Below are 19405 nucleotides of genomic sequence, written 5' to 3'. Positions count from 1 at the left end.
ACGCCCTGAGTATCAGCCGCCCCTGATACTGCTAGGCGCCTGGGTGGTGGTTGCGGCCGTGATTTCCGGTGCTACGTCCCGATCTCGATCCTGCCGACGCAAAACCTCGTCGAGCCGCTCACGGTGTTCCCGTGCAGCACGGTCGGCCATGGCGTGCGCTGCGGTGATCGCACGGGAGTATTCGATATCGCGTCGCTCGATCTGCTGCCGGTGCTCGGCTCGCTCGCGGTCAAGTTGAGTGCGCAGGTGGGTGTTCTCCCCTGTCGCGGTGTTCGCGCTCGCGACGGCGGAATTGCGTTCGCCCTCGGCGCGGGCTTGCGCAGCGCGCGCCGCGTCGACATGGCCGCGCATCTCGGTGAGGACGGTCTCGGCCTCGCTGTACACCCGATCCCGGTCCGATTCAGCTTCGGCGATTCGTTCGGCGGCCTCTTTCTCGACCTGCTCCAGCCGGGCGGTAACCTCCTCCCTTCTCGTGTTGGCCTCGTCAGCTGCAGCTAGGGCGAGTTCTTCGAGCTCGACCGCGCGTTCGAGCCGGCGAGCCATCTCCGCCGACGCCTTCACGGCGTCGTCTCTGGCTTGCTCCGCATCGGTAATGCGGCGGGTCGCCTCACGCTGGATCTCGGCGATCTCGCGTTCGACGGTAGCCGGATCCGTGAGGTCAGCGAGTAGATCGGCGGTGTCGTCGGCGACAGCGGCCAACTCTGCACGCAGGTGCTCGTAGCGGTCCAAGAGCCGGGCCAATGTCACCATCCCGTCGGTGACCGGGCGCAGCGACGGCCGTGCCGGTATGGCTCGCGCATCGCGGTCTGCGTCTTTTCTCTTGAGCCGCAGGGCTTTCTGCGCGGTGTGGTCGGGGTTATCGCAGTATCCGCGGGGCGCGCCGCGTTTGCCGGACGGCCGTTGCGGCACAGCGACGGTGCACCCCGGGAACTGGCAGCGTCCCGACGCAGTGCTGGTGTCGGGGGCAGTGGTGACGGCTTTCAGCATCGGAATTCCGTTCCAATCCATTCCATTTCATTTCATTCCTGGGATATGGAATGAAATGGAATGGATTTCGCACAGAGGAGAGTGGCAGTGATTGATCAGGCGGCGACGCGCAGCATCGCCGCGCGCGCCCGTGGGAGCCTGCTCGCGATGATCTGCGCGGCCGCTGCGCTCGCTCGGCGGTCGTTGTGCCCGTACCGGCGGTCGGTGGTGTTCACATCCTTGTGGCCCGCGTCGCGGGAGACGACGAACAAGGGCACGCCGTCCTGGAGCTTCCAGGAGATGCCGGTGTGCCGCAGCGTGTAGGGCGTCAAGCGCTTGTCGCGCATCGTGGCGATCGCGTCGCCGAACCGCTCGACCAGGTAGTCGGCGTCCGCGCCCTTCCATTGGGCCTTTCGCGTGAACGGATTCAGATCCCCTGCCGACAATGCCCGCAGCCGCCTGAGCGCAGGCACCCACGCTTTGCCGTAGAAATAGCCCGCGCTGATCGGGGTGTCGTTGCTGGTGTGGACCAGCAACTCGTCACCTGGACGATCCAGGTTGAATCGTTCGAGCGACGCGAGGGGAACTGTCACTGTGCGTGTGCCGCGCTGCGATTTCGGTTTTCCCAGCACCATTCTGCTGCCGACGTGCTTCCACGCCTTGTTGATCCGGATATCGCCGGTCTTCTTGTCGATGTCGCGGATCTGCAGGGCGGTGACCTCGCTGGGCCGGGCCATCGAGACGAGGTTGAACTCGGCGTGCGGGCGCCATCGCTGGGGCATCAACTGTTCGAACAACTCCCATTCGTCGTTGTCGAAGATGTCCAGTTCCGGCGCGTCGTGGCGAGGCAGCCGGATACCCAGGCACGGGTTGTAGGGGATCAACGGGGCCGGTCGTTCGGCCACAGCCGCGTTCAATGCGCCGGAGAGGAAGCCGTGTTTGTTGTGAATGGTTTTCGCGCCGTTGCCCTTGTCCTGCTCGAGGTGCACGATCCAGGCGGCATCCAGATCCTGGTTGAACGCCGTGATCGGCAAGGTCTCGCCGAGGAACGGCGCGATGTCGAGGTCGATGTAGCGGATGTAGTCCTTCCGGGTGCGTTCCTCAATACCGGTCAGACGCTGGGTGTATTTGCGCAGCCATGGCACGAGCGCGGTGAGGTCAGGTCCTGCGCTCTGCTGGATTTCGAGCACCCTGAGCGATTCGTTGAGACCGACCTTGTCGATCAGCTCACACCAGTCGGCGGCTGACTCGTAGTCGTCGAACGTTTCCGACGATCCGCGGCGTTTGCCGACCTCGTCGTAGTAGTTGTAGGGAACATTCCAGGCGACGCTGCCGTCGTTGCGCGGCCGCGGGCGGGGAGTGGGCACAAGGAGCCTCTCGGTCGTCGAAAGACGTGCCTGAGAAGCACCTGATGACACCGGTGATGACACGGCGTCGGGTTCAGTCTAGCTCAAGTGTGTTGACCTGGTGTTTTCGTGGAGCGGATGACGGGATTCGAACCCGCGACCCCACAGTCCACATGAAACCGCAGGTCAGCGCCCCTTCAACATCGGCGTCCGTCATCCAACAATCGACATTTGACGACAATTCGGGACCCTTCACGCCATTTTGCGACACTACGTTACAGTTTCTGATGACAGAACAATGCGAACAAAGCGTCGGTCGACACCGAACCAATTGGTAAGTCGCTGCGATCATCGAGTGCAGTATCGCGCCGGACCGCTTTTCCGTCAGGATGCAAATCTGCCCGCGCGTCGCCCCCATCGGCCTTCATCACGGAAATCAATGTGGCGCCACCGCAAAAAATCGGCTTTCATGGGGTTGGGAGAATCAGCAGGCTGGATGAGAAAGAAGTGTCCATGCCTATTCAGCCGCGCCAAGCAGGTCTCCCCCTACCTGGAGGACTTGTCCCACCCCCACGCCAGCGCCGGCCAGCAAGCTCGATGATGACGGTATCGATCATCAACGACCGCGCACGCCTGTCCGGGCAACGAGTCTTCGCTGAAATGGGATGGCCCGCAGGCTACCCCATCACCTACTCCGTCGCCGGGAACCTCGTCGCAATCCGCGCTGCCCAACCCGGGGCAGCACGACAAAAGATCGGCCGACTAGGACAGATACGACTGCCTGCAGCGGTTCGCCATGCCACCGGGATCACCCTTGGCGATGCACTACTACTCATCGGCTTGCCCAGCATCGACGTGGTCGCGGTCGTCCCGTCGCGAGTCGTACACGAAGCCCTGTCGTCGGCACTGACCAACCTCCAAGGCGACGCGTGAGTACCACCAACGACCACGAAGTGGCTCGACTGTTCCTGGAACGTCTGGGAATCCACCCCGAAGAACTACTGCGAGCGACGCCAGGCAGCAAGGTTCCCACCTTCGCGGAGTACGTACCGCGAGTCGCCCAAGCAGTATCTCCCGGCGCCCGACGGGCCTATTTGCCCTACTGGCGTCGACTCAGCGAGCGCTGGCCCGACCGGGCACTCGACGAACCCACCGCTCTCGAGCTACAGGAACTCATCGAGCAAACTCGACGCGCCGCCGTCGTACGCCGCAACAACCGCGGCGGACGCTCCGCTGCCGAGCACATGGTCAGCGCACTGCGCTGCCTGTACCGATACGCCACACGCGACGGCCACATCTCCCCCGCCACCAACCCCGCAACAGACATGGACATGCCCACACGACTGCCGAGCACGCGCCGCGCGCTGTCCACCCGCCAACTCGCACAAATCAACCACGTCGCCGCAACCACAGGAGACGACCCGGAACTAGACACCCTCATCCTGCGACTCCACCTCGAAACCGCATGCCGCACCGGAAGCGCCCTCAGCCTCCGTAAAGAAGACCTCGACCCCGAACAATGCCTGATCCGACTGTTCGGCAAGGGCGGAACCCTGCACTGGCAGCCCGTATCGCCCACCCTCATGGCCCGATTGATCGAACACAGTGAACGCAGCCCCGATCCAGACCAGCAACTGTTGCGATACCGACATGGTCGCCCGATCACCCGCCGCCGCTACGACCACCTCTGGAATCGAATCGGACGCCACCTGCCCTGGGTCGCAACACAACAGATAACCACCCACTGGCTACGACACACCACACTCACCTGGGTCGAACGCAACTTCGGATACGCAATCGCCCGCGCCTACGCCGCACACGCCACACCCAGCGGCCACGACGGCACCACCCTCACCTACGTCCGAGCATCCATCGAAGAAGTCGCATCAGCCCTGGCCGCACTCACCAGCGAAGCCCATCCCCTCGCGGTTACACATGAGGAAGACATACCACCGACCACCATCGCCAGGGGCGACGGGACCACCCCGAGCGCGGCGTCGCCAGGATGGAGGGGGCGGCGATCGCCATGACGACGCAGGTGAGGATGAAAACGCCGCCCACCTTCGTCGCGCCCGCGGACAACCCGCTGCCGCGCGCCCGGACCACCGTCGGATACACCTCGGCAGTGTAGGCGGACAGAACCGAGGCGATGACTTGTGAGAATGCTGATGCCCCATACCGGGACGACGAGCAGGCTATAGAGCATCGCGTGGTTGTAGACAACGTGGTCGCCGAGCGCTGCAAATGCCGCGAGCGCGACACCCATTAGGGCACCAGCCATGATCACCGTTCGCTTGTGCTCCAGAATCCGTACAGCAGCGCGATCGGCATGCTGAGCGGCGTTCCGACGACGGCGGCATTGCCAAGCAGCATGCTGGCGTTGGCCTCGGAGGATCCGAGCCGCTGCAGATTCGACGGCATCCACTGCTGGAAGCCGTATTGGGTGGTGCCGATGCTGATCGCCAGTCACCACCGCTGCGGACAGCCCGAGATAGGGGCGGTTGAGCAGTCGCGCAGGCCTGCCGGGCGGCCGATCCTCCACCATCGGTTCGGATTCCGATTCCACGAGTTCGGAGCTGTAGCGGAGCATGACAGCTCGGGCCTCCTCGGCGCGGCCCTGCTGGAGTACGAAGCGCGGTGACCCGGGCCCCCTAGCCTCACTTCATATGGATCTCACCCACTCTCCGGATCGGCGACGTCGCTCACGCCAGCATCGCCGATCCGAGCTTCACCGTGCGGCGCGTACCGAGGGGATCGGCCGACTACATCCCGACGAGCCCGACGACACCTGTGACCAATGCTTCTGCCAGCACATCACGCCCCTCCTCGTCAGCCCGAAGTGCCGCGCGCAGGGATACGATGCGCTGCTCGCGCTCTGCCAGCGCGGCGGCGATCGCCCGCTGTTGTTCGAGTGGCGGCACGGGAACCTCAAGGTCGGCGAGTTCCCGAGCGCTCACCGTCGGCGCGACATGCTCCGAGGCGGTTGCCTTGATCCGGTCGCCGGTCCGCCGACAGAGCAGGAATTCGAGAAGGTAGCCGGAGTCGACCTCGGCGCCCTCTCGGACCCGGATGCGGTTCAGATTGGAGTCGAACAGCCACTCGTCCATGCCTGCACTGACAATGGCAACATCCTGCACCTGTCCGGCTCGAACCGTGAGCAGATCACCGGCGCGCAGGCGGTATTCGGCGAATTCCTGGGCTACTTTCTCGGTGGTGCGATCGAGAGCGTCGTCGCGGACGCGCCGGGTTTTGAGGCTGCTGGGTCTAAGCACCGGTACGTCCGCATCGTCACCCGTGGAGATCTGTGATTTGGTGAGTCGGCGCGTGCCCGCCTTGATCTCGCACAGCTCACCGATTTTGCGTACTTTCCAGTTCGCGGGATACCCGGATGGCAGGATGTCCTCGCGCACGAACAGTTGCGGTATGGATCGGGTAGCGCGTACCTCCGCGAGCGCCGTCTGCGCCGAGTGAGCGGATTCGGTGATCCGCTGGAGGCGCACTTCACCAGCGATCTCCTCATTAGCCAGATAGGTGTGCGGTGTCAGCCGATAGTTCTGCGCTGCTACCGCGCTGACCGGTACCGCGACCACCCGTGCCGGCCCGATCGCGTGCTCGACTATGACGCTGCGAGATTCCCCCAGAACCAGACCAAAGGGATCCCGCACCAGTTCGGAGATCCGCTCCACACCCGCGAGCACCGGCCGCTCACGCTCGCGCGTTTTGAACTTCAGCGATGTTGCATCGACCATCACGATGCGCGCCTGAGGGCCTCGACGGCGTGGATGTTCCAGCACCCACACCGTCGTATCCACCGACGACACCGGGAACAGGTCCCTCGACAACCGGATGACCGCTCGAACCGCGCCCGCATCCACCAACTCCTTGCGGATTGACTGTTCATGCTCATCCGATGACGTCGCCGCCGACACCGGCATCAGCACCGCTGCCCGCCCGTGCTCCGCTGTTGCTTTCAACGCGGCCTGCAGCCAGGCGAAGTTCGCGCTGTGCTCCGGCGGCGCACCATAGTCCCAGGTGACATCGACTGCTCCCAGCACCTGGTTGAAGGGGGGGTTGACCACCACCGCGTCGTTGCGGCGCTTCGGAGCCCGCCACCATGGTTCGGTGGCGGTGATATTGCCCGAGACCCGATGCCCATGCATGATCAGCGACATCCGCACCCGATGCATCCTGCGCGGATCGTGACCCGATACCTCGACGTCGACCCCCTGACCGGAGTCGGCCTCGGCGACAGCACCGACCAGTTCCCCGTGCCGGCAATACAGGTCGGCCACCGTTACGGGCGCCCCTGAGGTGGGTATGACGCATCCGGCCATCAATTCCGCCACTGCCTGCGGCGTCGGATAGGTCGACGCCTCGCGCCCCTCGGCGGCGGCGAGTCCACGGTGGATCGCCTCGTATCCCCGCACGCCCAGTCGTGCACAGATTTTCACCAGTCCGCGCATCACGTCCGGCCGCGCCGGCTTCAGTGCACCGATCACGGCTTCCGCGACTCCGGCGATGCCATGCCTGCGGAGCACCGCGTCGACCTCTGCCGTTATGAAACCCCGTTTGCCGCCGTACGATGCGATGCGCTCCCATGCGTTCTCATCGACCACCCACACGAAAGTCAACACCAGCACGGCATCCAGTACCGCGACCGAAGCCGAAGCGGGGAACCCTCGGCCGACGAGCGCTCTCGCATCCCGCACCGCCGAGGCGGGATCGTCGGGACCGGACCGGAGTGTGACCGGCACACTCCGAAACGCGAGGTAACTCCGCAACCGGGCACCGTACGTGGCTTCGGCATCCCCTTCCACCCGCAGGTTCCGACCCGGAATCGGCCGAGCATCCAACCAGGTCAACAACTCTCCGACGGTGTAGGTCCAGACCCTGCCGTAGCGCAGACCCGCGGGAAAGCCATGACCGTGGCGCCGCCATTTGGCGATAGTGGCCTGGTCGATCTCGATCGCTTCTGCCAGTTCGCTCGCGGTCATCCGCTCGTCGAGCGGAACGTCAGTGCTCACCACGGCAACACCGAACGCAGCATCAGCAATGCCACCACCGCGACCGAGGTCAGTGTCGTCGCCAGGAACACCACCAGCAGTGCTTGCTTCCAACCCGCTCGCCCGAATAAGAAGGCGTCGAGGATGGTGCCGATGAGGCCAGGAACAGTGGACGGGCGGTCGGGCCGCGGGGGTTCGAACGGTTCGGTGGACATGATCCCCTCGAAAGTCGTAGTGGCGCTGTGTGTCCAAACCTGCCACGAACACCTCATCGGCAGCAATTGGCTATATGCCATCTATACCGCGATAGTGCCAGGCATGGACTGCTACTCGTAGGGGAATTTATCCAGTTAGATTCGAAATCGGCCGCCTTTCCGAGCGATGCAGGGCCAGCAAGCCACTCCTTGCGTAGTAATACTACGTAGGGACGACGTTGGGGCGCTTGAACCGTCCGCAACACCAACCTCAACCACCATCGGTCGACCGATAGCAGGTCGCCTACTGCCCAGAAGGGGATCTCACCAACCGCTATTCTCTGGTCAAGCACCGGGGAGCCCGGACGCCCCTCGTCCCGAAGCCCGGTCGGCGTCACCCGGATCAAACGCAATCAAAAGAGATGCCGCGCCTCGCCTACGACAATCTCGCCCAGATCGACTCCACGCTCCAACGAACAGTGGCCGGAACCGAACTCGGCATCCCTACGTTCGGGTCGATCTCTGGAAGAGCCTCTGCCTGTGCCACCAGGCCCCGGCACATACCGGCGGCTGATCGAGCGGTTCCATGAGCGCTCGGGCACTCCCCACAGATCGCCACCCACATCGAATACTCCGAGCACCGATTCGATCTCAGCACCGACGTCCGCACCAGTCTGGCGCTCACCGGCCGCGAACGAATCGTTGACATCGGTTGCGGTACAGGACAATTCCTGCGCACCCTACGCGACAGTGGGCACTGCGGCTTTCTCGTTGAAACCGACATCCGCCCGGCTGCCGTGGCGGCGGTCGCCTCGTTCGAGCATACGGAAGCCTTCCACGCCGACGCACTGCATCTGCCGTTTGCCGACCATGATTTCGATCGTGCGACCGCGATGTACCTGCTCTACTACTTGTCCGATCCGTCGGCCGGCCTGGCGGAAAGCATTGAGTGATCCGGCCCACAGACCGGGTCACCGTCACCCTCAACAACACCGCCACCGCGCCCCGGCTACGGGCACTCGTTGTCGAACACGCTGCTCCGCACGGGTTCCTGGCGCGCCCTGCATCGGACGTATGGGCCAGCGCCGCGAAAACAGCCCGTCCCTTGGACGTCGAGGCCACCGCGGAGTTGATGCGCGTCGAGTTCGGGCGCGCCACGGTACGGCAGCGAGACAGCGCCCTGGTCTTCCCCGCCCCCGACAGTGTCCTGCGGTACGCCGACGTGCTCGCCCGGTTCGCGTGTGGCGTCCCCGACGACTCGCCACACCGGCAACAGATCGCGCACAGCGTCGGCATCGAAAGACGCTCCTCGACATGGTCGGCCCCTCCCGGATCGATGCTGTGGAGAACTATCTCGCCCAGAACAAGAAGAACGCGGAGAACCGCACCGAAGCGCTGATAGAGCGGGCCAAACAGCGGCTCGCGCACTACCGTTCGGGGACCCTTCCAGCGCGGCTGGCGGGAGGAGTTCGCGAAAGACCGCGATCTCTCCTCCGGGTTCTGGAGTCACTATGGGTATGTCACCTGCCCAGCATGCCGAGACACTGAGGCCACGGTCGAGGGCGACAACATCGTCAGCACCGACTTCGAAGGCGGCTGGACCGGGCAGACATGGACGACTACGCCACGTGGGTCGAGTTGACCGTGAGTTCGTCCTACTTCAGCTGCTCGATTGGTCCTCGACGGACACGAATTCCAGAGGCAGCAGGCGTCGACGTCGAGTTCCAAACCATCGATGAGGACGTATCCGCATATATGGAGTCGGAGTACGGCAACGATTAGATGTGGTGTCTCTCGGGCAGCGGCGACTCGATTGCAGAGGCGGAAAATTGCGCCCCATTGCTATCCGATGGCTACCCGCTATTCGGCGTGCGCGATAACCGCGAACACCACCAGTATCAAGTCGATGCCGACTTCCATTGCTTTGCGTGAACTCGGCCGTCGGGCATCGTGGGTCGCGCCTGAACGCCGAGCAGGCACATGAACTTGCCCCGAGTCGTGTCAGACGATGTAGCGATAATGGGATGGTGACGGACTGGCAGTCTTTTGCAGAGGCCCTTGCGCCTCCCGTTCCTCGCAGGGTAACCGTCTCGGTACGAACCGTTCGGGCGGCCATCGAGTCGGTGCTCATGGGGTACACCCGGGTAGAGCTGGAGGTGGTGCTGGCGGATGAGCTGAAGTTGTCTTGGACACAGGGTGATTCACCATCGAACCTCTCCTATTCCAAACGAGAGCTCATCCAGGCATACACCGAGCAGTGGACTCTCCCCCAGCTGATCGGCTTAGCCCGCAGGATTGTCGCGGACAGCGATGCAGGTCCCGGGGAATTGCCCGCGCTTCTCGCCGAACACGACAGAGGCGGTGGCGTGGGGGCGCCGGTCAAGAACCTCATCTTCGCGGCGAACGGCCCCAAGCCAGAGCTCGTGCTACGCGATGCGGTTAACAACGACGTCGAGATCGTCAAGAACGCGGAATACTGCCTCATCTACGACCAGCCACTTCCCCCGGAAGGGCTGACCTTCCGACATCTCATCGAATGGTGGAGAGCCCGTGAGGGTCTGGGAGATCACGACGACCGAACGGTGGGACTATCGCTCCACCACCGGTTGAGCACGAGTCTGGCGGGAAACGACGCAGAGCGATTGATCTTCACCACATACAGTGAGCGGTACGGGAAGCTCGGATTCGACATTCCAGCGCTGATCCCACAGGTCTATCTCCACTACGACCCCTACACCCTCCGCCAAAGAGGTACCGAGACCGGGCCTCTGGCGAGGCAACGGATGGACTTCCTGCTGCTGTTCAGCGATCGCCAGCGAGTTGTGATCGAACTCGATGGCCGCCAACACTATTCAGATGACCGCGGCAACGCTGACCCATCGCGATACGCCACGATGATGGCCGAAGACCGTCGGCTGAGACTTGCGGGCTACGAGGTATTCCGCTTCGGGGGGCAAGAACTCGTTGGAAGTGGCGCAAAAGCCACGGTGGCCGCCTTCTTCGACGCCCTGCAGGAACGCATGGGATGAGCAAGCCGTCCGCCTGGCCAAGCTCGGCCGTGTCGGCGCGAAGGACTGCAAGCCAATGCGGGGTCGCCGTAGCTACCAGTACCAGCGCCTTCCGCGGGCGTCTTGTTGCCAGACCCGGCGGACTCGGACCCCATGAGCCTATACCAAAGATTGGTATCATGGGTTATGGCCAAGAACACGTCCGTCAGCCTCAACGATCACTACCTCAAGTTCATCGAAAACGAGGTCAGTTCGGGCCGCTACGGTTCGGCCAGCGACGTGGTCCGTGCCGCCCTACGGTTGCTCGAAGACCGGGAGACCAAGCTTCGTGCGGTGCGTGACGCCCTGATCGAGGCCGAGAACGCCGGGCCCAGCCTGCCGTTCGACGGCGAGGAGTTCCTGGCCCGCAAGCGGGCGGAGTCCGGGCGCCGGTGAGCGGCTATCTGCTCAATCCCGTTGCCCGCGCCGACCTCGAACAGATCTACGAATACACCCTCGACCGGTGGGATATCGACCAGGCCGAGCACTACGTGCGCGAGCTGCTGCGCGCCTTCGACCACGCCGCCGCCAACTCCCGCATCGGTCGGTCCTGTGACGACATCCGGCCCGGCTACTTCCGACTGCCCATCGGATCCCACACGGTCTACTATCGGATCGCGACCGGCGGCATCGTCGAGATCATGCGTGTCCTGCACCAGCGGATGGACGCCGAGCGTCACCTCTGACCGGGAAGCAAGGGCGGCACGCTCATCCTCGGTGCGGTTGATCAGCCGTATCGGCGGTCAGATCAGTCGATCGTGCCCTGTCTTGCTGAAACTTGGTTTCATACCGGAGGGGTGCCGCGTGCTTGGCCGAACCGCTACACCTCGGGTCAGCTATGTGCCGACCTGCGGCGGATCATGCAGCGCCTGCGCGCCGGCCGGTCGGCCTGCTGCCCGACCGGATCTTCGACACCGGCGCCGCCTGGCTGGCTCAATATCCGTCACAGGTCGTCGCGCCAGGACCGGTTGCGGCGCAGCAGTATTCGTCCAGTTGACTCCTGCGACAAACGGCGGCCACCGGCGAGGAGATCCGACGCCTTGCAGCGGCCCTCGTCCGGCAGCCACGACACTCGCCGCTCGGCTTCCAGCGTTTCGAGCGGTCGTGGAGCCGGGCCATGGACACCGTGTTGCAGTAGGAGTCGATAGAGGCCGCGCGCCGGTCGGATCGGCGGGAGTCCGAGCGCCGCGGCGGACGCGTTGGCCCGCTGCGGGATGGTCAGCCCGTCGTTGTCGAGGTCACCGTAGTAGGCGATATCGGTCACGCCGTCCAGACTCGCGATGCGGGCGACCGATGCTTCGAAGGCGTGGCCGCCACCGAACGCTACGTAACCGACCTGCCCGCAGTCGCCGACCAATTGTCTGCGGATGGTCTCGAACGTATCGCTGTTTTCGATCACCAGAACGATGCCGCCGCTGCCCACTCGCTCGTATGCCAATGGCGGCGGGATCCGCTCGGCGAACAGTGTGGCGAGTGTGAGCCGTCCCGGCGCGAACAGCTTTGTGCCCGTGAGGATATCGAGACGCTTCTCGTTGCCGAAGAGTTCCAGTGAGCGTTCGCGCATGGGGACGACGGTCCGTTGTTCGTCATCTCCGTCTGTGTCGCGCAACCATCGGTTGATGATCTTGAGCGCCTCGATCTGCGCAGTGGTCAGGGTATCGGTTGTGGCCTAGGCGAGTTCGCTGCGCCAGACCACCGGTGCGGTCGCACGCGGGGCACCGGTTGTGGGTTTCGATGGGGCGGGCAGGCGGAGCCAGCGAGGTAGTCGTGGTTGTGCGTCGTCCCAGCCGTCCCGGCCACGTGGCAGTTCGAGCAGACCGTGGTCGGCGAGTTCGTCGAGCAGGGCGGACAGCACGAGGCGGCCCTGGGTGGTTCCGGCCGTGCCCGGGCACGCTCGCCCAAACGCGGCGAGGATCGCCGTCTGCTCCACACGACGTTCGGTCGCCCAGCTCAAACTCGCCGCGAGACAAGCCGCCGATTCGGACAGTGGTTGCCGCTCCGCGTCTTCCGCGAAACGATCGTCTTCCACGAGACCGTTGCTCACCGTTCGTCATCCGATTCGGCCTCGCCCACTCGGACCTGACCGTTCGGCCCGGGCGCGGTGTCGGCCGGACGGGGTTTTCGCAGAAGTCGTGCCGCGGTGAGCCGACCGCGAACCGGGTCGTCGTCTATCGGGGTCTCGCCGACCACGCGGTCGACGACATGTAGGTGCTGAAGCCCGCTACGCTGATCGGAATCGTTTCGCAGCCGGATGCACAGCGGAAAGGTGGCCAGCACCCTGTCCTCCATACTGCCGGTGGTGTAGATGAGCTGGACGCCGACCGCCGCGGCCATGTTCATCTGCAGACTCAGGAGGTAGTCAGCACTGGCCTTGCCGATCGGATTGTCCAGGATCAACATCCCGCCCGAGCGGCTGCCGCGAGAACCGGTCCGGATGCTGGCGCGCAATGCGGCGAGGGTGCAGTACAGCATGATCGCACCGGTCAGCTCTTGGCCGCCGGAGAATACCGTGGCCATCTGACTGATCGAGGCGTATTCCGCGCGGCCCGCGGCGTCGGGCTTGAGAATCTCGACTTTGAAGTCGCGTGGTACCGCGGCCCCGACGCACCGCAACACCAGGTCTCGGCCGGGTAGATCCGGCCGGGAGCGGGCGTTCTCGTCCACGGTCTCGGCGATCCGGGCGACGAGGATCTGTGGGTCCGGTTTGACGAACCCGATCTTCAGTACCCTGCGTCCGGCCCACACGTCGGCGCCTTCGGGTAGCCGGGACAACCGTTCGGCCTTCTCGACCAGCGCCAGCGCTTCACCGACGTGGTGTTGCAGCTGATTGATGAGGATTGTGCGGTGACGTTCGGAGGTCTCAAGATCGGTGGTCAGGCTCGCCGCTCGACTGGTCAGCTGTGTTGACCATTGATCGGCTCGCTCGATCAGTGATTCCCTGTCGATGTCGGTGAGCTGCTTGTAGACCGGTGCGGTGAGCCTGGTGAATCGGCGCTGGTTAGCGGTCTCACGGAAGTCGATGACGGCGTCGTTCACCGACTCACTCGCATCATGCAGCTGGTCGGTCGCGTTGCCGTGTGCTCGAGTCGTCGTGTCGGCGGCATCCTGCGCCTCGTCCGCGGTGCCGGTGAAGGGCGCGACGCTGGACGGAAGTTCCAGGTTCCGCGTGGCGGAGTTGAGGCCGCGCAGCACACGGTCCATCTCGCGCGCCCCGACCTCGGCCTTGCGGAGCTTGCGCTCGGCGGTCTGCTCTGCCCTGGATGCCTCGACAAACCCGGCCTCGGCGGTATCCAGCGTGACCCGCGCTCGTTCCGCAAGCATGTCCCCATGTGTGGGGTCGGACGGTATCCAGTCGGCATCCAGATCAGTCCACGGCAGACCATTGCGCTGGGTGAGCGCGGTTGTTTGCGCCTTCAACCCGCCGATCCGCTCGAGCAGCGTGCCGGATTCCGCCTTCAGTGCCTCCTCGGTGCGGCCGAGCTGACGTTTCATCGCCTCGATCGACGCGGGATTCCCGGCTTCGGGAGCCGCCGCCAGTACTTCGGCCCGCGCCACGATCTCGGCGGGCTCGCCCAGCAGATACGCGTCGAGGTCCCGGACTTCGTTCTGCGCGTCGCTCACCATCTGCCGCAGGTCCCGGCCGACTTCCACGGCACGAAAAGCATCGGACGCTTCCTGGTAGGAGATCTCCACGGCGGCCAGGTCGGATTCATCGAGGTCGGTGGCCAGCGGCTGATTCCCGACGACGATCTTCTTGAGTTTGTCGGCGTAGAGATCACCGTCCCGCCGGAACGATTCAGCGCGCACGACGTGTTCGGTGGCTCGGGTGCGCAGCTTTGCGGCGGCGGTCCGGTACTGCTGGGCGGCCGTGCGATGTCCCTCGGCTTCGGCTGTGAGAGAAGCGATTTCGACACGATGCCGATCGGCCGCGATGACTTCGGCCGCGAGCGTCGTGACGGATTCGGAGAGGCGAGTCGCGGCACCGGCCACCTCCTCGGCCGCCGCGACGACCGAGGAGCGCTCCTCAACACTGTCGACGGCCTGCGTGTGTGCCGCACGAGCGGTATCGAGTGCGGCCTTGGCCACGCTCGCCGCGGCCGATGCCGTATCAACCGCCGAGCGGAGCTGTCCGACAGCACCTGCCGGATGATCGCGAAGCCACGTTTCCAGACGCGTACCCAGCGTGAATGCGGCCGACCGGCGCTCGCCGAGGTCACGCAGCGCATGACTCCGATCTTCGATACGCGCCTCGGCTTGCTCACGCAGTTCGGCTGCGGCTACCGGATCGTGCAGGGCGGGCGTGGGTTCCACCACGAATCCACTGCCTGTCTCGGCCGGTGCGTGCTGCAGCGACTCCGCGGTGGTGACCAGGACCGCGGACGCGGGCAGCGGGCGTGCGTCGGCCAGAACCTGACGCGCCCGGTCGATCACAGTCGGGTCCGCCACGACGATGCCATCCACGAGAGCCGGATGGGTTTGGATGGTTTCGGCGTGCCGACCCGGGTTGACCAGCTGTTCGAGGGCCCGCCAGCCCGCTGTGGCGATGATCTCGTGGTTCGCGAGGATTTCCAGCACGTGCTCGACCGCGTCTCGGGGCGGCAGCAGTGCGTCGTCTTCCACGGTGAGCGCGTCAATCAGGCGTTGATCGGCTCTGTTGTCGGCGGTCAGCGCGTCCAGCCGAGCCGCGGCGGATCCCTGTGCGGCGGCGGCCAGATCGCCCAGCGCGGCGGCGTTCGCTTCCAGCCACGTCGCCGGGACACCGCCGGGGACGTCCTCACCCTGATCGAATTCGGCGAGTTCGCGCAGCAGGGTGTCCTCGACGAGCGTTCGTGCGGCGGTCTCCATCTCCTGGACCGCCCGTACCGCTACCTCGACCTCCTGCCGTGCCCGTACCTCGGGTTCGATCAGTTTCTGCGCGGCCTCGTCGATACGCCGGGCCTCGAGGACGAGTTGCCGGTGGGCCTCCCGTTCACGGATCGCTTCGGCCGCACAGTCCGCGGCGTGGCGGCGCAAGCGCTCGTCGGCTTCGGCGACGGTCTCGTCCTGCTCAAGAACGTTCTGACCGCGTGCTTGCCGTACGCGGGCGTCGACCTGCTCGACCTGCTGGGTCAGCAGCCCGGCGCGGACGGTTTTCGAGGTGGTTTCCCGTTCGTCCTCGCTCGCTCGGCGTTCGTTCTCGGCTGATTCCGCATTGTCGGATGACGCCTTGCCGAGAAGGTCGTCCGCCTGGTCGGCGCATCGCCGGACCGCGCTCCGCAGCGCCCCCGCAAACGCAGCGCCCGCGCGGTCTCGGCGCAGCTGGGCGACACCGGCGGCCTCTTCACACTCCTCCAGCAGATCGCTGGCGACCTGATATCTCTCGTGCGCGGCCCGCGCTTCGAGCACTTTGGGGACGAGTGTCCACCCGGCGAGTTTCGCGCGAGCCTCGGTGAGTTTCTCTTCGATCCGCTCTGCTTCACCGACGGCTTCGTCGCGGCGCAGAGCGCTTGTTCTGCGCCGCACCTCCTTGTGGGTCAGGTCGGCCGCATCGCGAATCTCTCCTCGTTCGCCCGCGGTCGCCTTGGCGATCTTCAGATCCTCGCGATGATCACGCAGCACCTGCTCCGAGCACCCGACCGACTCTCGTACCGCGGCCGCCAACCGCGCCAGATCCGTCGCGGCGATGTCGGCGGCGTCGATCGCGGCGACCTGGGCGGCGCGGCAGGTCGCCAGGGTTCCCGCGGCCGTCGCCGTGGCGAGCGAGAAGTCGCGGTCGAGCAGCATCTGCTCGCGACGCCCGAGGTTCTTGGCGTACGCGGTGTACGCCTTGCCCAGCTCAGCGAAGTTCTCGGCGTCCAGGGCCTTGCTCAGCAGCCACTCCACGAACTGTCGCCCGCTCGTGGTCTTGAACGCCTCGGCCGCGTCGCCCTCGTCCACGTTCATCGCCTGCTGCACCGCGAACAGATCCGGTTCCAGGCCGAGCCGGCGCAGGTGCTTCTCCCATTCCCCTTGCCGCTTCTCGACTTCCAACCGCAGCGACTTGTCGGCGGTGTCCAGCCGTCGGAGGGCGTCGTGGAACGCGTTCATCGGCAACCGCCATCTGCCGTCGGCGAACGGCAGCGTATCCAAGGCGGACGTGTCGCTGGGGGTGAGTGAGTAGAACATCCGCTCGGGCTTTCCGTCGGATCCCGGCGACAACACCTGACCGGTCAGCAGGATGCGGCCGGTGCGGACGTTCACCCATTCCAGGACCACATGCGAGGGCGACGCGGCGGAGATCACATACGCGCGCAAGGCTTCTCGGCCTTTGCGGGACTGGCGTTCGGGTAGGACCGTGGCCAGCAGCATCCGGATGAAGACCGACTTTCCGCCACCGTTCTCCAACACGAACAACGTTGCCAGCGCGGGCCGCCGGAACACCTGTCCGGACAACGGGGTCAGCGCGGTGACGGGAATAGGCGGACCGCCCTCGGACAGATCCAGCAGCACGTCGTCGTACCGGGCCTTGCTCGGACCGATATTGAACAGGCGGACTCGATTCAGCTCGTACATCGATCAGGCTCCCGGCTCGGACGACGGCGGAATCGCATCGGTCGTGGTGGACGATTCGTCCGAATCGGGGCCGCCGAACGCGGGTTTGCCGTCCGGTCCCACGGTGATACCCAGCTCCGCCAGCTGCCCCAGCATCCGCTGACCGGCCAGCTCCCGGACCTGAATCTGATAACGCGCCGTGGTCTGATAGGTCCCGCCGTTCTCGGCGCCCGCGCGCCGCAGCATCCCGTTGTCCGCGAGATATTCCGCGACGCGTTTGACGATCGCGCGTCTGCTCGTCTGGTGTGCCCGGTCGTCCCCGGTGGAACCGACCTGGTTGCGCTGCAGGTAGTAACTCCACAACTGGACGAGATCGGGGTCGCCGACGGGCACCCCATCATCCAGGCCGAGTTCCGCGGCACGACGTTCCAGCTGTTTGGCGGCCTGCTCGACCATCTCGTCGACGTGGCGGATCGTGATTCTGCCGATGTGCAGTTCGTCGTCGAGATCCTCGGGCCGGTAGAAAGCGAGCGCGGCGATGGCCAGATGAGCCAGAGCCGCGATCGGACGATCGATTCGCTTGCCGATGTGCTCGGCCACCTTGACCGCGAATTTGGTCTCCGGATCCGCTCCGAGAACCAGGCCCGCGCGGGTGTCGACGGCGATGACGGTCAGGTCGAAGCCGCGGGCCGCGGCGTGTAGCAACTCCGCGAATGCCGGATCGGTTCGGCATCGACTTACCAACGTGGTGTATTCGGCGTTCCGCCGTGGCGTCACGCCCGACTGGAATCCGAACGCGAGCAGCCTGTTCACCGCGGCCATATCCTCGACGCTGCTCACAAGTCCTCCCTTCGGTGGTTGTTTTCGGGTGGTGCGAGGGACGTCGAGTCGCCGATGACCAACAGGTCGTCGCCCGCGAAGATGTCGTCGTGCAAGGCGCTCCCATCCGCGATCGCCATGAGCGCCGTGCCGCGCGCCGGGTCGTAGCGGGGGCCCCGAACAGTCCCAGCACGTACAGTCCCAGCAGGTGATCGAGATTTCCCGCCTCGTTGCTGGTGATATGGCGTGCGGCCGCCAGCAGTGCAGACAGGCGGATCCCATCGGTATCCGCCCGCTCCAGCAGGGATTCGACGGCTCGGTACTGCTGATCGGCGAACGCGGCGGTGTCCGGCGCGTCGTCGAACTCGGGTTCGACGATCAGACCGTCGTCCTCGTCGTTGTCGACCGGAAGCGCGAGCAGACCGGCGAGCAGATCCGGAAGGTAGACGATCGCCGGACGACGTGGCGGCACCACGGCCGTGACGAACCCCGCCAACAGCGGAGTCGCAAGTTTCGTCGGCAGTTCCAGCACCGGCTCGAGCAACTGGTGTCCGAGGTCGACCCGGGATCGTGTCGGCGGAGGCACGAACGTCTGCCGTTCCTGCTCGGCCCGGAACCGCTCACCGATCTCCTGCAGATTGGCCTGCAATGATGAGTGTCGGCGCAGGCACTCCTCTAGGATCGCGATCAGTTCGGCGGCCTGCTCCGGGGTCGCGTCCTCGGTGCTGTTGTCCATGATCGTGACCACGTTGTTCTTGATGGTGCTCTCGTCCCTGATGCGGTCCTCGATGTGTTGCAGCGCTTCGGCCTGCATGCTCTGCACGTCACGGTCCCAATCCACGGATCGGACATCGCGACGCATCCCGTCCAGTTGCACGCGGATGTGCTCGGCGTACTGCGCGGTGAGACGCAGCGCGGACTCCGCGGTGCGCTTGGCGTCCAACAGCCGCCCGCGCCGCACCAGGGTATCCAGTTTGGCGTCGGCGGCGACCTGTTCGGACGCGATGTCGATGTCCACCGCGCCGACCAGCACCGCGATGGCCTCGTTCGTCGCGCGCAGGCGCGGGCGGCCGTCGAGTCCGGCGACCTCCCGCAGCAGCTTGAACGAAAACCGGTGTGCGGCATAGGTTCCGTCGCGTACGACGCCGTATACATGGGTGAAGCCGCGGTCGACGGTGCCGACGTTCACCAGGCTGTCCAGCACCCAGCGGGCCACATCGGTGTGCTCGTCGTCGGCGCGCTTGGGCATCTGCACGGCGGCGACGCGTGCGATCGCGGCAACGATGTCCTCGTGCTGCGCGCCATCCTCGAAGTCCATCTTCAAGGTCACCGCGTCGATGGCCGTCAGGGCCAGCTCCTCCATCTGATAACCGGCCCAGGCGCGCGAGGAGAGCAACGCCTTACGGCGCTCAAGATCGAGCACCGGGTCGGCCACGGCGAGCGCCTTCACCCGCGTGGCCAGCCCTAATGTGTCGCGCCCGCGACCCCCCGCTTCGGACATCGAGTTTCCCTCCCACCCC

The 19405-nt window shown here is 65.2% G+C and carries 17 protein-coding genes; 9 read left to right on the top strand and 8 right to left on the bottom strand.

Annotated elements, in window-relative coordinates:
* Window positions 1-12: 12 nt before the first annotated feature.
* Both ACQPYR_RS22365 and ACQPYR_RS22360 read right to left on the bottom strand, forming a co-directional pair.
* Window positions 13-987, bottom strand: coding sequence for a hypothetical protein (locus ACQPYR_RS22365; protein WP_433620894.1), 975 nt, complete (start codon window positions 985-987; stop codon window positions 13-15).
* A 95-nt stretch (window positions 988-1082) separates the two neighbouring features.
* Window positions 1083-2333: a tyrosine-type recombinase/integrase gene (locus ACQPYR_RS22360; RefSeq protein ID WP_433620893.1), complete on the bottom strand. Its 1251-nt coding sequence runs from the start codon at window positions 2331-2333 to the stop codon at window positions 1083-1085.
* A gap of 576 nt (window positions 2334-2909) precedes the next feature.
* On the opposite strand from ACQPYR_RS22360, the gene ACQPYR_RS22355 reads away from it, so the two are divergent.
* The 3 genes from ACQPYR_RS22355 (at window position 2910) to ACQPYR_RS22345 (ending at window position 4953) form a co-directional block, all read left to right on the top strand.
* Window positions 2910-3245 (top strand): AbrB/MazE/SpoVT family DNA-binding domain-containing protein, encoded by a 336-nt coding sequence (locus ACQPYR_RS22355; protein ID WP_433620892.1) that lies wholly within the window; start codon window positions 2910-2912, stop codon window positions 3243-3245.
* Complete coding sequence (locus ACQPYR_RS22350) at window positions 3242-4342, top strand: tyrosine-type recombinase/integrase (protein ID WP_433620891.1); 1101 nt, start codon at window positions 3242-3244, stop codon at window positions 4340-4342. Before ACQPYR_RS22355 ends, ACQPYR_RS22350 begins: the two co-directional genes overlap by 4 nt.
* Window positions 4343-4608: 266 nt before the next feature.
* Window positions 4609-4953, top strand: coding sequence for a hypothetical protein (locus ACQPYR_RS22345; protein WP_433620890.1), 345 nt, complete (start codon window positions 4609-4611; stop codon window positions 4951-4953).
* Window positions 4954-5074: 121 nt separating this feature from the next.
* On the opposite strand, the gene ACQPYR_RS22340 is transcribed toward ACQPYR_RS22345, so the two are convergent.
* Entirely contained in the window at window positions 5075-7336 is a 2262-nt protein-coding gene (locus ACQPYR_RS22340; protein WP_433620889.1) for an N-6 DNA methylase, read from the bottom strand.
* Entirely contained in the window at window positions 7333-7530 is a 198-nt protein-coding gene (locus ACQPYR_RS22335; protein WP_433620888.1) for a hypothetical protein, read from the bottom strand. Before ACQPYR_RS22335 ends, ACQPYR_RS22340 begins: the two co-directional genes overlap by 4 nt.
* 590 nt (window positions 7531-8120) lie before the next feature.
* Between ACQPYR_RS22335 and ACQPYR_RS22330 the strand changes: the two genes are divergently transcribed.
* The 4 genes from ACQPYR_RS22330 (at window position 8121) to ACQPYR_RS22315 (ending at window position 11242) form a co-directional block, all read left to right on the top strand.
* Window positions 8121-8462 carry a class I SAM-dependent methyltransferase gene (locus tag ACQPYR_RS22330; RefSeq protein WP_433635216.1) on the top strand — a complete coding sequence of 114 codons (342 nt, stop codon included), beginning with the start codon at window positions 8121-8123 and terminating at the stop codon, window positions 8460-8462.
* A gap of 1071 nt (window positions 8463-9533) precedes the next feature.
* Window positions 9534-10538, top strand: coding sequence for a hypothetical protein (locus ACQPYR_RS22325; protein WP_433620887.1), 1005 nt, complete (start codon window positions 9534-9536; stop codon window positions 10536-10538).
* A gap of 165 nt (window positions 10539-10703) precedes the next feature.
* A complete protein-coding gene (locus tag ACQPYR_RS22320; RefSeq protein WP_433620886.1) occupies window positions 10704-10952 on the top strand; it encodes a type II toxin-antitoxin system ParD family antitoxin in 249 nt (82 codons plus the stop codon).
* A complete protein-coding gene (locus tag ACQPYR_RS22315; protein WP_433620885.1) occupies window positions 10949-11242 on the top strand; it encodes a type II toxin-antitoxin system RelE/ParE family toxin in 294 nt (97 codons plus the stop codon). Before ACQPYR_RS22320 ends, ACQPYR_RS22315 begins: the two co-directional genes overlap by 4 nt.
* A 257-nt stretch (window positions 11243-11499) precedes the next feature.
* On the opposite strand, the gene ACQPYR_RS22310 is transcribed toward ACQPYR_RS22315, so the two are convergent.
* The 4 genes from ACQPYR_RS22310 to ACQPYR_RS22295 all read right to left on the bottom strand — a co-directional run bounded on the left by ACQPYR_RS22310 (window position 11500) and on the right by ACQPYR_RS22295 (window position 17906).
* A complete protein-coding gene (locus ACQPYR_RS22310; protein ID WP_433620884.1) occupies window positions 11500-12120 on the bottom strand; it encodes a Wadjet anti-phage system protein JetD domain-containing protein in 621 nt (206 codons plus the stop codon).
* Between the two features lie 105 nt (window positions 12121-12225).
* Window positions 12226-12600 carry a hypothetical protein gene (locus ACQPYR_RS22305; RefSeq protein ID WP_433620883.1) on the bottom strand — a complete coding sequence of 125 codons (375 nt, stop codon included), beginning with the start codon at window positions 12598-12600 and terminating at the stop codon, window positions 12226-12228.
* Entirely contained in the window at window positions 12597-17087 is a 4491-nt protein-coding gene (locus tag ACQPYR_RS22300; protein WP_433620882.1) for a hypothetical protein, read from the bottom strand. Before ACQPYR_RS22300 ends, ACQPYR_RS22305 begins: the two co-directional genes overlap by 4 nt.
* Before the next feature lie 3 nt (window positions 17088-17090).
* Window positions 17091-17906 (bottom strand): hypothetical protein, encoded by an 816-nt coding sequence (locus ACQPYR_RS22295; protein ID WP_433620881.1) that lies wholly within the window; start codon window positions 17904-17906, stop codon window positions 17091-17093.
* Window positions 17907-18093: 187 nt separating this feature from the next.
* Between ACQPYR_RS22295 and ACQPYR_RS22290 the strand changes: the two genes are divergently transcribed.
* On the top strand, window positions 18094-18537 hold the full coding sequence (locus tag ACQPYR_RS22290; RefSeq protein WP_433620880.1) for a hypothetical protein: 444 nt from the start codon (window positions 18094-18096) through the stop codon (window positions 18535-18537).
* 138 nt (window positions 18538-18675) lie between these two features.
* Window positions 18676-19353, top strand: coding sequence for a hypothetical protein (locus ACQPYR_RS22285; protein WP_433620879.1), 678 nt, complete (start codon window positions 18676-18678; stop codon window positions 19351-19353).
* The last annotated feature ends 52 nt before the right edge of the window (window positions 19354-19405 follow it).

This window comes from Nocardia sp. CA-120079 (assembly GCF_050955745.1).
Classification (GTDB): Bacteria; Actinomycetota; Actinomycetes; order Mycobacteriales; family Mycobacteriaceae; genus Nocardia.
The sequence above is the reverse complement of the archived record's forward strand: the minus strand, read 5'-3'. Positions and strand labels throughout refer to the sequence as shown.